The organism is Nocardia jiangsuensis, from assembly GCF_042650385.1.
Lineage (GTDB): Bacteria > Actinomycetota > Actinomycetes > Mycobacteriales > Mycobacteriaceae > Nocardia > Nocardia jiangsuensis.
The window spans coordinates 327,621-339,952 of record NZ_JBHSAX010000002.1 but is presented as its reverse complement, the minus strand read 5'-3'; the positions used below and the strand labels follow the sequence as shown (position 1 = coordinate 339,952).

Genomic DNA, 12,332 nt, shown 5'->3' with positions numbered 1-12,332 from the left:
CGGAGGTCGCGATGCCCCGACCTTTGCCCGTGCCACCCGAGCCCCCCGCCGACTTCGAGGTCGCCGCCTTCCTCCCGGTGCTCGCGGGCGGCCTCGCCGCCGCCCCCAACGTCATCCTGCAACTCGCCGCCCCCGGCGTCGGCTACGGCGTGCTGGAGAGCACGGTGCACAGCGGCAACGTGATGATCCACCCGATCAAACGCCTCCGCACCACCATGACCTACCTGGCCGTCGCATTGCTCGGCACCGACGAGGAGCGCGCCGCCTACCGCGAGGCCGTGAACACCTCGCACCGCCAGGTCCGCTCCACCGCCGAGAGCCCGGTGAAGTACAACGCCTTCGACGTCCGCCTCCAGCTCTGGGTAGCCGCCTGCCTCTACTGGGGCCTCGCCGACCTGCACGAACGCCTGCACGGCCCGATGGACTCCCCGGAAGCCGACGCCTTCTACCAGTACGCCGCCCGCCTCGGCACCACCCTCCAGGTCCGCGCGGATATGTGGCCCCCCGATCGCGCCGCCTTCGACCGCTACTGGTCCGAGAACCTCGCCGCCACCACCGTCTCCCCCGCCGTCCGCGCCTACCTCCGCGACCTGGTCGACCTCAAGATGCTTCCCCTGCCGGTCCAGGTCCTCCTGAGCCGCCCGCACCGCTACCTCGTAGCCGGAATGCTCCCGCCGCACGTCCGCGACCAGATGGGCCTGCGCTGGACGCCCCGCGACGAATGGCTCCTCTCCCGCACCCTCCGCCTCCTCGGCCACGTCGACAACGCCCTCCCCCACTCGGTCCGCCGCCTCCCCCTCGGCATCTACCTCAGCGACCTGCGCTTCCGCCGCAAGCACGGGCTCCCGCTGGTCTAACCGATGGCGACTTTCGCCCCGCCGGAGAACGCCGAATCGTGCAACTCCAGCGTCCCGGGCACCGACCCCGCCGGGACGTCGAAGACCACGGTGACGTTCACGCTGTTCCCAGGGTTGATCTCGGTGATGATCTCGTCGTTCACATTGATCTCCGCCGAGGTGTCGTTGTCGAACCTGCGCCCCTGCGTGTCGATCAGATGCTGATTACTGCCGAAGTAGGTCTGCGCCCGGTCCCCGATGTTGGTCACCACCAGGTGCACCTGGACGAACTCGCCCTGAGCGGTTTCCTTCAGATAGGGGTTGCTGCCCACCGTCTTCACCGGGGCATCGACCCCGGTCACCCGGAACTCGAACTTCCCGTCCCGCACTGTCGCCCCGGCCGAGGCGACCTCGGGAGCCGCCGTTTCCGGCGCGACCGCGGCCGGCTCGGCACCTGGCGCCGCCGAGCTGAAGGTGGCCGTCGACTTGTCCTCGTCGGCGCTGTTGCTCGACAGACCGACGATGCCGAAGCAGCCGCCGCAGAGCAACACCATGGCGCCGATCAGCACCCAGGGCCACACCGGTTTTTTCTTCGGCGGCTGCGGCGGCGGGTACGGGTGTCCGTACGCCTGCTGCTGGGGATACTGCGGCCCGCTGGGCTGCTGCGGATAAGGCGGCTGAGTCATGACCTGACCTTGACTGGTTCTGGACGTAGAGCCACCCAGAGTGTCAGTTACCGCAAAGCAAATCTGTCCGCCGAATGATCGACACGGCGTTCAGCCCTCAGCCAGCCGCCCCGGCACCCGGAACGAAATCGCGATGTGATCGCGGGCGAACTCACGCACCGCCCGCTCGTCCTCGAACGGAATAACCGTCTGCGGCGTCAGCGCCAGCGATAGCGACGTCCGCGCGATCATCTCGGCGATCGGCGCCGGATCGTACTCCGGCAACTTCCCCTCCCGCTGCAACCGAACGATGAACTCCACCAAGTAATCCCGACCGAGCTCGATCACCGGCGCCCCCTGCACGGTCAGATAGGGAAGCACGATCTCCGGCTCGGTCTGCAACAGCCGGTCGAGCAGCTTGTTTCCCCGCAACCCCTCCAGGAACACGACGAACAACTCGACGATCTGATCCTCGGCCCCGGCATCCCGGTCGACCTGCCGCTGCAACGCCGCATCCACGTCCTCGACGAACTGCTTCGCCTGCCGCAACCCCACAGCCTGGATGAGATCGGATTTGCTGGCGAAGCGCCGGTAGAGCGTGGCCAACGAGAGCCCGCACCGCCGCGCCACCTCGACCATGCTGGTCCGCTTGATACCGAAGTCGAGGAAGGCGACGAGCGCCGCGTCGAGCACCCGGGCCTGGTTGCGATCCTCCGGGCCCGCGGACCGCACCAGATGCAGCAATCGGGTCAGCTTCGCCATGTGGGCCACCCTATCCATCCCGAAACGATGACAGCTTCAGCATCGCATGGTTGCAGCCCCGATTGACAGCGTTGCGAGATGATGAGAGCTTTACCGGTAAATCTTCTCACGGAAGGCGGCAACGATGCCAGCACCGCTCCCCGCGCCGACGCCGACCCCCGTCGACGGCTTCGACATGGCCGCGCGGTGGACCGGCGCGGGCGCCTTCCTCGGCGGCACCGCGAACGTGATCATGCAGCTCAGCCACGCCCCCGTGGCCTACGGCGTGCTGGAGAGCTCGGTCGATTCGGGCAAGGTCATGCTGCATCCGATGAAGCGGCTGCGCACCACGCTCACCTACCTCGCCGTCGCGCTGATGGGCACCGAAGAGGAGCGCGCCGCCTATCGCGACGCCGTGAACACCTCGCACCGCTCGGTCCGCTCCTCGAAGCAGAGCCCGGTGAAGTACAACGCCTTCGACCCGAACCTGCAGCTCTGGGTCGCCGCCTGCCTCTACTACGGCGTGATCGATATCGAGCGCAGGCTGCACGGCGAGTGGGACGACGACACCGCCGACACCTTCTACCGCTACGCCGCCCGCCTCGGCACCTCGCTGCAGATGCGCCCCGACATGTGGCCCGCCGACCGCGCCGCCTTCGCCGAGTACTGGGAGTCCGGCCTCGCCGCCCGCGCCATCGACGACCGCACCCGCGAGTACTTCGACACCCTCATCGATCTGCACATGCTGCCCAAACCGCTGCGCGCCTTCGCCCCGTTCCAGCGCTTCCTGGTGACCGGGCTGCTCCCGCCCCGGCTCCGCGAGCAGATGGGCATGACCTGGTCGGAGCGCGAGGAGCGGCGGCTCGAGCTGCTCATGCGGGCCATCGGCGCCGGCCAGCGCAAGCTGCCGACGGCGCTGCGGCTCTTCCCGATGAACTTCTACCTGGCCGATTTCCGGCTGCGCCGCAGGCTCGGCAAGCCGCTGGTCTGAGTCACGACCGGCTGACCAGGGCGCGCAGGAAGAAGCCCAGGTTGGCCGGGCGCTCGGCCAGGCGGCGGGTCAGGTAGCCGTACCACTCGGTCCCGTACGGCACGTAGACCCGCACCGCCCGGCCCTCGCGCACCAGCCTGCGCTGCTCCAGATCGCGCACGCCGTAGAGCATCTGGTGCTCGTACCGGGTTCGGCCTGCCGCGATGGCCGCCTCGACCAGCACCGGGTCGTGGCTTGCCACCATCGGGTAGCCGTCGCCGTGCATGAGCACGTCCAGGCAGCGCAGGTAGGAGTCGGTGACCTCCGCGCTGTGCTGGAAGGCGACCTCGGGCGGCTCGTTGTACGCGCCCTTGCACAGCCGGACCCGCGCGTCCGTGAAACCGCCGCAGTCGGCTTCGGTGCGGTGCAGGTAGGACTGGAGAACCACGCCGAGCCAGGGGAATTCCGGGCGCAGTGCGTGCACGATCCCGAGGGTTTCCGCGATGCCGGTGTGGCCCTCGGCGTCGACCGTCACCCAGACGCCCGCCCGTTCGGCAGCGCCGCAGATGGTGCGTAGCCGATCGGCCGCGGCCGGGCTCGCGTGGCCGCCGGTGGCAGCGGGCTCGTGGAGCTCCCGGCCCAGCGCCGTGAGCTTCACCGACACCTCGAGCGGCCGCGCCCAGCGCGGGCCCAGTTCCGTACCGGGCGCGTCGGCCAGCGTCGCGAGATCCGCGATCAACGCCAGGTACTCGGCGACGACGGCATCCGCCTGCGCCGGGTCGGTGGTGTTCTCGCCGAGGAAGTCGACGCTGACCCGCCGCCCGTCGGCGAGCAGTTCCCGCAGCACCGGGAGCAGCGCGGCCCGGTCGGCGCCCGCCACGAAGCGCCGCACCACCGCCGCGGTGGCGGGCACGGTGGTGACCGCCTTCGCCAGCCGCGGCGACCCCGCCGCCGCGAGAATCACCGGCCGCAGCGGGTTCACGGCGTCCCCATGTGCGGGTAGCGATGGTCGGTGGGCGGGACGAACGTCTCCTTGATCGTCCGCGGCGCGACCCAGCGCAGCAGGTTCAGCGGCGACCCCGCCTTGTCGTCGGTGCCGGAGGCCCGCGCCCCGCCGAACGGCTGCTGCCCGACCACCGCGCCGGTCGGCTTGTCGTTGACGTAGAAGTTCCCCGCCGCGTATCGCAGTTTCTCGCTCGCCTGGTTGATCGCCTGCCGATCGCGGGCGAAGACGGCGCCGGTCAGGGCGTACGGCGCGGCGCTGTCGACCTCGTCCAGTACGGCGGGCCAGGCGTTGTCGTCGTAGACGTGCACCGCGAGGATCGGGCCGAAGTACTCGGTGCCGAACGCCTCGTCGCGCGGGTCGTCGACCAGCAGCACGGTCGGCTGCACGAAGTACCCCTCGCTGTCGTCCGCGGTGCCACCCACCGGGATCTCGATCCCCGCTTCTCGTGCCCGGTTCAGCGCGGCCACGTTCTTGTCGAAGGCCCTGCGGTCGATCAGCGCCCCACCGAAGTGGGTCAGCTCGGCGACGTCTCCGTAACTCAATTCGCCTGTGGTGTGGAGGAATTCGTCGCTCATAGCGGTCCAGAGCGAGCGCGGGATATAGGTGCGGGAGGCAGCCGAGCACTTCTGACCCTGGTACTCGAAAGCGCCGCGGACGAGCGCGGTGGCGAGAGAGGCCGGGTCGGCGGAGGGGTGCGCGATTACGAAGTCCTTCCCACCGGTCTCGCCGACCAGCCGCGGGTACCCGCGGTACCGGTCCAGGTTCGCGCCAACCTGCTGCCACAGGTACTTGAAGGTCTTCGTCGAGCCGGTGAAGTGGATCCCCGCCAGGTTCGGATCGGCGAGCGCGACCTCGGACAGAGCCCGCCCGTCCCCGGTGACCAGGTTGATCACCCCCGGCGGCAGCCCCGCCTCCTCCAGCAGCCTCATCGTGTGAAAAGCGGCCACGGTCTGCGTCGGCGACGGCTTCCACACCACCGTGTTGCCCATGAGCGCGGGCGCGGTGGGCAGGTTGCCCGCGATGGCGGTGAAGTTGAACGGGGTGATGGCGTAGACGAAGCCCTCCAGGGGGCGGTAGTCCATCCGGTTCCAGGTGCCCGCGCTCGACTCCGGCTGCTGGGCGAGGATGTCGCGGGCGAAGGCGACGTTGAAGCGCCAGAAGTCGACCAGCTCGCACGGGGCGTCGATCTCCGCCTGCTGGGCGGATTTGGACTGGCCGAGCATGGTCGCGGCGGCCAGGGTCTCCCGCCACGGGCCCGCGAGCAGGTCGGCGGCGCGCAGTAGGACGGCTGCGCGCTCGTCGAACGGGAGCGCGCGCCAGGCCGGTGCCGCGGCGATTGCCGCATCGATGGCCGAGCGGGCTTCCTCGTGCGTGGTGTCGGTGTAGGTGCCGAGCACGTGGCTGTGCCGGTGCGGGGTGACGACTTCGTGCAGCGCCCCGGTGCCCGGCCGGTGCTTCCCGCCGATGACCAGCGGGATCTCCACCTGCTGCTCGGCTATCTCGGTGAGTTTCGCGCGGAGACGTTCGCGTTCCGGGGTGCCGGGGGCGTAGGTGTGGATCGGCTCGTTGCCCGGGGTGGGGACAACCGTGACAGCGTCCATATCTCAGGCTAGCGCCGGGAGGCTGGTTCGGCAGGGAGGCCGCGCAGGCTGGAGAATTCGTCCCTATGGAGATGACCTATGACCCCGCCGCCGACGCCGCATACATCTCCCTGAGGCAGATCGCGAACGGCGAGGCGGTCCGGCAGCAGAATGTCGACGTCGATCGTGGCGACATCATCATCGACTTCGACCGCGACGGTCTGCTCGTCGGCATCGAAATCCGCGGTGCGCGCGCTGCCCTCCCCGCCGAAGCGCTGGACTCCGCGCTCCCCCGCCCGGAGGAGGGGATCGGACCACTGCCGCTCGAGGCAATCAGCAAGATCACGCCCGAGCCGATCCGCGAGCACTGGGTGGTTGTCGCGAACAAGCGCTACCCACCCAAGCAGGTCTACCAGCTCATCACCGGGCTGCCGCGCTCGACGTTCACCTCGCACCGAGCGCTCGCTGAACTGCGCGGATCAGGGCTGACCACCAGCGTCTACACACCTCAGCGGGCCGGCCACCCGGAACCGGTCGAGAAATCCGAAGACGCGACGAGCGGCAGCCAACCGGCCGAATCATTCGCAACGCTGCTGAAATTCCTCACCGACCGCGATCTGACGCTGCACCTCGCCAATGCTGAGGCCGCCCTCGAGCACGCCGACTCGACCAAGAGTGCCGCGGTGACCACCGAGTACGGATTCAGCGACGACCTTCTCGACGCCGCGCTGGCTGTGCGCGCACACGTCGGTCGCCTCAGCGACGTCATTCACGCGACCGTCATAGCGCGCGTGCTGCCTGCCATACTCGAACCCGGCGAAGTTGTCGCGCGAAGGCCGTCCCTCGGAGCGGGCAACGATCCTTCGCGCCCTTTCGACCTCGAAACTGACAGGCGAATAGCTGAATTCAAGGTCGCGCAGTGGAAGGGCGCCGACACCATGCGCAAACGAGGCGTCGTCGCCGACCTGGTCCACCTGGCGCTCGCTGACCGTGATCGGCGTGCTCAATTGTTCGTTGTCGGCACACTTCCCATCCATTTCCTGACGACATCCAAGTCGACGATCGAATGGGCGCTCGGCAGGTCATCTCCACACACCAGAGCCCGATTCGAAGAACGCTTCGGACCCGCGAGCGATCACACCATCGCCGGTTTCACTCGGGAGTACGGCGCGCATATCGAGCTCGTCGACCTGACAACGCTCGTCCCGTCGCTGGCGTTGCCGCCAGAGTTCATCTGACCCCGCGGGGCCCCGACCTCGGGTGGAATCCCGAGGCCGCAGCCTTCGCGGCGCTCGAGCCTGGGGTATACGGTAGCGCCGGGGGATTCCGCTGTGGGCTGTCCCGACGATGTGAAAGCGGGGCGGAGCGTGCACGGTGCGGAACCCGAATCGGAGCTGGACCAGCAGATAGCGGCGGTTCGCGGGGAATCGCGATCGCCCGACGGAACGGTGACCATCGAGACCGACCCGGCGGGCCGGATCACCCGCCTGCACGTCGCCGACTACGCCATGGACGACGGCCCCGAACGCTTGGCAGCCGTCCTCGCCGAGCAGCATCGCAACGCACACACCGCTGCCATCGACCACGCCGTGCGCATCCTCGACCCCGCGGCGTCGAATCCGGGAGACAGCGGTGTCTGACGACTTGGCGCAGGTGGCCCGACAGGTCGCCGAACTCGATACCGCCGTCGCGAAGGTGCGGGGCGCGGCGTATTCGCCCGACGGCTCGATCACCATCGAGGTCGACATCTACGGCACCATCACCGACCTGCGCCTGACGGAGTTCGCGATGGAACGCGGGCCGGAGCACTTCGCCCAGCTCGTCCGCGACTGCCACGAGCGGGCGCATACGGCGGCGCTGGCGGAAGCGCGGGAAACCGAGGATCGAGTTCGCGGGCAACAGGATTCGCGGGGTGCGCGGTGAACGTCGATCCGGTCAAGGTGCGGGAGCTGGCGACGAGGTTGCGGACGCAGGCAGGGATTATCGAGGGTCACCAGCCGCTGGCCAAGGCCACCCGAGATTCCGCTCGCGAGGGCATCGACGAATCCGAGACGTTCGTCCGGGTACAGGAAGTGCTCGGGGCGCTGGACCGGGTCGTCCGCTATCACGCGAGCCGAATCACCGCCGTCGCCGCTGATCTCGATACCGCCGCCGCGGCCTACGAAGCCCAGGAAGCGGCCAGCGCAGCGTCGATGGAGCAGGCGGGCCAGCGATGACGGACGGCAGTTCGATCGAGATCTCGACCGTGCTCGGGTGGACCATCAGCCCCGCTGAACGGCTGCCGACCGAACTCGACTCCCTCGCCAACACCATCGAGACCGATGTCGAAGCAGCCAGCCGCGACGTACAGAATTCACGCGACTACTTCGAAGGCGAGGCGGGTGACGCCCTCCGGACCCGGTTCGAGACCGAACGACGGAATGCGCTCGCCACCGTGGACGCGATCTCCTCGATGAAGGCCCCCATCCAAGAGGTAGCCGAGATCTTTCGTTCGGCCAAGACATCCATCGTGGACACCGTCCGCAAGATCGAGGCCTCGGAATACGAACTGTTCTACACCGAGGACGGCCAGGTGCTGTCGAGGAAGTCGGTGCTGGACTGGATGACCGACAACCTGCTCACTGGCCTGACCCGATCGATGTCCGTCGAGCGAACACGTCGTGATTATCAGGAGGCGCTGCAGGAGGCGTTGAACGATATCTGGACAGCCGATCTCCGCTACAACGCCACCCTCAACGAGGTGCTCGAGAGCCTGCCGGAGGCGGTTCGCGAAGCGCTGATCCCCGTACCGAGCGATCCGGAACTGGCCCGCATCCTGCGCGAATACCAGGTCGACGCCTCGGGCACGACGGTCATCTTCCCATCCGGCGTCCTCTTGGACACACTGCGCCTCTACCTACCGGATATCCAGCCGAAAGCGATGACGCAGGAGGAGGCGGCGGCGCTGGCACTTCTCGCCACCAAACCCCCGGAGGGGGTGTTCAACCTGAAGACCTTCTACGCCGTTCAAGACGAGGCAGCGGAGGTGGCGAAGACCGCATACCCGGAACTCGACATGACGGAGAACAGAAGGTCTCTCGCGGACGGGCATTCCGATGCCTTCCGGCACATGTACTGGAATGCGCGCATGACCCAGGAGTTCGGCCCCGAGTGGACGAGCACCTTCACCAGCGCGCACGAGATGGTGGGAAGCAACCCCGCGGCCCGAGAGGCGATGGACCTCTACAACAACGAGCGCGGCCGGGAAATCGGAACACAGAACATGAACGCTTCGCCGGAGGAGTTGCAGCAGAAGGTTCTGGAGGCCATCGACAACAACCGGGCGGTGGTCCTCCAGGAAGCTCCCGGAGGTGCGCAGATCGCGTTCAGCAACTCTGTCACGCCCGGCACGAACCCGATTCAGCCTGGGGCCGACCTCCCCTTGAACGGAAGATGACATGCGATTTTCCATTGCCCGGCTCGCAGCGGTGACCATCGCCGCGATCGTGACCTGCACGGGATGTCAGTTGATCGGGGAGGAGCCCACCGGCCCTGCCTGCTCCGGGCAGACCTTCGATCTGAAGGATCGGTCGGCGGCACCGCTCGGCCCGCCCAAAGAGCTGGTATCGGCCTTCAACGACGCGGTGGATCAGCGGCTGGAATCCGTGACCATGGCCGAGATGGTGAACCGCGCCGGGTGGTCCGACGGCTGGGATCGAGCGATCTATTTCGGCGCGGGCATGACCGACGCGGACCTGAAGCAGATGTCCGGCTCGAACCTGGAACTGGCGTGCTTCACCGGGCGACCGCAGTACAACGACGACAACCCCGATATGGCCAGCCCGTACATGAGCCTATTCCTGTCCAACGGGCAGCCTATTCAGGCCGAGCTATGGACCGGCCAGAATCCGAGCCTGGATTTCGGAGGCCGGGAGTTCCTGACGCCGGACACGGTCTTCCGCTTCGATCCCAACCCTGGCGTGATGGTCGCGGAGTAACCGCCGGCTCGACAGCCGATTGGAATCGCCAGACAGTCATCGATTGGGTCATTCAACAGAGGCGAACGACTATCCCAGCTCCGCCGTCCTGGCCCACCGCGACCGCATGGCCTCCGACTGGGACGACAGCGCCCAGGCCGCCTGGCTCGCCGACGCGGATATCGACCTGATCCGCGGCCACGCCCGCATCAGCGGCCCGCGCCGGGTCACCGTCGGACCGCGCACGCTGACCGCGAACCACGCCGTCGCCATCTGCACCGGCACCCGTGCGGCGCTGCCACCCGGTTTCGCCGCCGTCCGCCCCTGGACCAGCCGCGAAGCGACCAGCGCCCGCACCGTCCCCGCCCGGCTCGCGATACTCGGCGGCGGCGTGGTGGCCGTCGAGATGGCGACCGCCTGGCAGGCGCTCGGCGCGCAGGTCACCCTCATCGTCCGCGAGGACCGCCTGCTCCCCCGCGTCGAGCCCTTCGCCGCCGCCCTGGTCGCCGACCGCCTGCGCGCCGCAGGCGCCGACCTCCGCCTCACCAGCGGAATCACCCACGCCGAGCGCACCGACGCGGTGCACCTCACACTCGCCGACGGCGCCCACCTCACCACCGACGAACTCCTCCTCGCCACCGGCCGCGCCCCCGCACCGACGACACCTACACCGTGCCCGGCACCGACTGGCTCTACGCCGTCGGCGACGTGAACCACCGCGCCCTCCTCACCCACCAGGGCAGATACCAGGCGCGGATAGCCGGAACCGTGATCGCCGACCGCGCCCGCGGACGGAATATCGATACTGATCCGTGGGGTAGCCACGTCGGCACCGCCGATTCGATCGCGGTACCGCAGGTGATCTTCACCGACCCCGAAATCGCCTCGGTCGGCCTGACCACCGACGACGCCGCACGGGCCGGCCGCCCGGTGGACGTCGTGGACTACGACCTGAGCCGCGTCATCGACGCCCAGCAGTACCTCCCCGGCTACCGCGGCCAAGCACGGCTCCTGATCGACCCGCACCAGCGCACCATCGTCGGCGTCACCTTCGCCGGCCCCGGCGCCGCGGAACTCCTGCACTCCGCCACCATCGCCATCACCGCCCAGGTCCCGATCGACCGCCTCTGGCACGCCGTCCCGCCCTTCCCGACGATCAGCGAGGTGTGGCTGCGCCTCCTGGAGACCTATCGCCACCGCTGATCCGCCTGCGCTCCCGCCCCGAGAGCCCGCCCCAGATCCCGAACCGCTCGTCCTTGGCGATGGCGTACTCCAGGCAGCGCTGCCGCACCCCGCACCCGGCGCAGATGCGTTTGGCGTCGCGCGCCGATTCGCCCTGGCTCGGGAAGAAGGCGTCGGGGTCGGTCTGCGCGCACAGTCCGTCAGCTCGCCACGACAGTTCCTCGAAGGCGGTGTCGCACGAGGTGAAGAGCGTTGTCGTCATGCTGTGAACTTTCGCCGATCCGGGGTCCGGCGTCGCCACCGCTGACAGGGGATTCCGGTGGCGGTTCTCCCCCATTCGGAATACCTGCTACCTGGAATGCGGGCTACGGCTCGAGGAACAGGCACTCGTTCGGGAGCCGCGGCGTCTCATGTGCACCGTACGCGGCGATGCGGACGTGTTCCGCGAGGCGGTGGCGTTGCAGGTCGCAGACGAAGATGAGGGCGGCGGTGAGGCAGGCGACGAAGTGGAATTCGAGTCCGCCGAGGGTGAGGGTTAGCCAGATGTCGGGTTCCTCGGGGTGGGGGGAGGTCGGGGCTGAGCCGTTGCGGCCGGTGTGGGCTTGGTCGTTCGCGGTGCGGTGAGGGGGCATTGGGGGTCGCCTCCGTGGACTGGGGTGTTGGAGCGCTTTCCGTGGGGGTGGGGTGGCAATCGGGCGAAGGGGTCTTGCGGGCAGGGGAAGGCGGCGGTTCGTTCAGCGGTGGGTTCGGGGGTGACACCAGCGGATTGCGTCGACGATCCAGTCCCGGGTGGGGAGGTAGGTGTCGGTGGGTGGGACGACCCACGTGCGGTGCGCGGTGCTGGGTACGGGTAGGGGGAAGGTCGCGGCATCGGTGATTCCGACGTTCGCCGCGGCGAGTTCGAGGTCGGCGTAGGTGTCGAGGGGGCCGACTCGGGCGAGGAACATCCAGCGTCCGCTGAGCGTGGACGACGAGATCGGGCCGCATCGTCCCGGTACGTCGTCCATCCGTGATCGCACGGCGGCGCCGAGGTGTGGTGGTGTGGTGACCACACAGAAGTCGTCGCCGCTGGCCCGGATGGTGTTCACCCCGCCGGCGCTAACGAAGGCCGGGATTCCGCACACTTCGCGGTAGTAGTCGCAGAGCTCTTCCAGCGTCGTCTCCAACGGTGGCACGGCGACATGCATTCGGTTTCCCCCTCAGTTGCTGGCCCTCGGATGCGAGGGCGCCCGGCCCCGGACCGGGGCAGTGGGTCCGGTATGCGGGAGGAACCCCTGACGTTCCTTCCGGGCCGGGCGCCGGAGACAGAAGACCGCATCGGTAGGCGCGTTTCGAGGGTGTCCGGATGATCCGGGGCAATCGTTCTGATCGCCCTGACGCATCTCCAGATATGATG

At 68.4% G+C, this 12,332-nt stretch carries 17 protein-coding genes; 10 read left to right on the top strand and 7 right to left on the bottom strand.

All coding sequences use genetic code 11. The features are described from left to right. Nucleotides 1-11 precede the first annotated feature (11 nt). Complete coding sequence (locus ACFO0B_RS01620) at nt 12-857, top strand: oxygenase MpaB family protein (protein WP_378610444.1); 846 nt, start codon at nt 12-14, stop codon at nt 855-857. Here ACFO0B_RS01620 and ACFO0B_RS01615 read toward each other — a convergent pair. Beyond that, nucleotides 854-1,522 (bottom strand): DUF4352 domain-containing protein, encoded by a 669-nt coding sequence (locus ACFO0B_RS01615; protein WP_378610443.1) that lies wholly within the window; start codon nt 1,520-1,522, stop codon nt 854-856. The two genes, ACFO0B_RS01620 and ACFO0B_RS01615, sit on opposite strands and share 4 nt — an antisense overlap. A 90-nt stretch (nt 1,523-1,612) precedes the next feature. Beyond that, nucleotides 1,613-2,263, bottom strand: coding sequence for a TetR/AcrR family transcriptional regulator (locus ACFO0B_RS01610; protein WP_378610442.1), 651 nt, complete (start codon nt 2,261-2,263; stop codon nt 1,613-1,615). 124 nt (nt 2,264-2,387) lie between these two features. On the opposite strand from ACFO0B_RS01610, the gene ACFO0B_RS01605 reads away from it, so the two are divergent. Continuing rightward, nucleotides 2,388-3,233, top strand: a complete 846-nt coding sequence (locus ACFO0B_RS01605) for an oxygenase MpaB family protein (protein WP_378610441.1) — start codon at nt 2,388-2,390, stop codon at nt 3,231-3,233. 1 nt (nt 3,234) lies between these two features. Here ACFO0B_RS01605 and ACFO0B_RS01600 read toward each other — a convergent pair whose 3' ends face one another. Further along, nucleotides 3,235-4,194, bottom strand: coding sequence for a proline dehydrogenase family protein (locus ACFO0B_RS01600; protein WP_378610440.1), 960 nt, complete (start codon nt 4,192-4,194; stop codon nt 3,235-3,237). Then, nucleotides 4,191-5,819: an L-glutamate gamma-semialdehyde dehydrogenase gene (gene pruA, locus ACFO0B_RS01595; RefSeq protein ID WP_378610439.1), complete on the bottom strand. Its 1,629-nt coding sequence runs from the start codon at nt 5,817-5,819 to the stop codon at nt 4,191-4,193. The genes ACFO0B_RS01600 and pruA overlap by 4 nt, the downstream gene beginning before the upstream one ends. 65 nt (nt 5,820-5,884) lie before the next feature. On the opposite strand from pruA, the gene ACFO0B_RS01590 reads away from it, so the two are divergent. The 8 genes from ACFO0B_RS01590 to ACFO0B_RS01555 all read left to right on the top strand — a co-directional run bounded on the left by ACFO0B_RS01590 (nt 5,885) and on the right by ACFO0B_RS01555 (nt 10,957). Then, nucleotides 5,885-7,036: a DUF2283 domain-containing protein gene (locus ACFO0B_RS01590; protein WP_378610438.1), complete on the top strand. Its 1,152-nt coding sequence runs from the start codon at nt 5,885-5,887 to the stop codon at nt 7,034-7,036. A gap of 210 nt (nt 7,037-7,246) precedes the next feature. Then, nucleotides 7,247-7,438, top strand: coding sequence for a hypothetical protein (locus ACFO0B_RS01585; protein ID WP_378610437.1), 192 nt, complete (start codon nt 7,247-7,249; stop codon nt 7,436-7,438). A gap of 4 nt (nt 7,439-7,442) precedes the next feature. After that, nucleotides 7,443-7,721, top strand: a complete 279-nt coding sequence (locus tag ACFO0B_RS01580) for a YbaB/EbfC family nucleoid-associated protein (RefSeq protein ID WP_378610436.1) — start codon at nt 7,443-7,445, stop codon at nt 7,719-7,721. Continuing rightward, complete coding sequence (locus tag ACFO0B_RS01575) at nt 7,718-8,014, top strand: hypothetical protein (protein ID WP_378610435.1); 297 nt, start codon at nt 7,718-7,720, stop codon at nt 8,012-8,014. Before ACFO0B_RS01580 ends, ACFO0B_RS01575 begins: the two co-directional genes overlap by 4 nt. After that, on the top strand, nt 8,011-9,234 hold the full coding sequence (locus ACFO0B_RS01570) for a DUF6973 domain-containing protein (RefSeq protein WP_378610434.1): 1,224 nt from the start codon (nt 8,011-8,013) through the stop codon (nt 9,232-9,234). Before ACFO0B_RS01575 ends, ACFO0B_RS01570 begins: the two co-directional genes overlap by 4 nt. Nucleotide 9,235: 1 nt before the next feature. Continuing rightward, complete coding sequence (locus ACFO0B_RS01565) at nt 9,236-9,775, top strand: hypothetical protein (RefSeq protein ID WP_378610433.1); 540 nt, start codon at nt 9,236-9,238, stop codon at nt 9,773-9,775. Between the two features lie 43 nt (nt 9,776-9,818). Beyond that, the gene (locus tag ACFO0B_RS01560) at nt 9,819-10,466 is read left to right on the top strand and encodes an FAD-dependent oxidoreductase (protein WP_378610432.1); all 648 of its coding nucleotides are present in this window, start codon (nt 9,819-9,821) and stop codon (nt 10,464-10,466) included. Then, nucleotides 10,427-10,957 (top strand): hypothetical protein, encoded by a 531-nt coding sequence (locus ACFO0B_RS01555; RefSeq protein ID WP_378610431.1) that lies wholly within the window; start codon nt 10,427-10,429, stop codon nt 10,955-10,957. The genes ACFO0B_RS01560 and ACFO0B_RS01555 overlap by 40 nt, the downstream gene beginning before the upstream one ends. Here the strand turns inward: ACFO0B_RS01555 and ACFO0B_RS01550 are convergent. From ACFO0B_RS01550 to ACFO0B_RS01540, 3 genes are all read right to left on the bottom strand, one after another. Continuing rightward, entirely contained in the window at nt 10,911-11,198 is a 288-nt protein-coding gene (locus ACFO0B_RS01550; protein WP_378610430.1) for a WhiB family transcriptional regulator, read from the bottom strand. The genes ACFO0B_RS01555 and ACFO0B_RS01550 overlap by 47 nt on opposite strands. 103 nt (nt 11,199-11,301) lie before the next feature. Then, nucleotides 11,302-11,568 (bottom strand): hypothetical protein, encoded by a 267-nt coding sequence (locus ACFO0B_RS01545; protein ID WP_378610429.1) that lies wholly within the window; start codon nt 11,566-11,568, stop codon nt 11,302-11,304. Between the two features lie 102 nt (nt 11,569-11,670). Further along, the gene (locus ACFO0B_RS01540; RefSeq protein WP_378610428.1) at nt 11,671-12,123 is read right to left on the bottom strand and encodes a hypothetical protein; all 453 of its coding nucleotides are present in this window, start codon (nt 12,121-12,123) and stop codon (nt 11,671-11,673) included. Nucleotides 12,124-12,332: the final 209 nt, after the last annotated feature.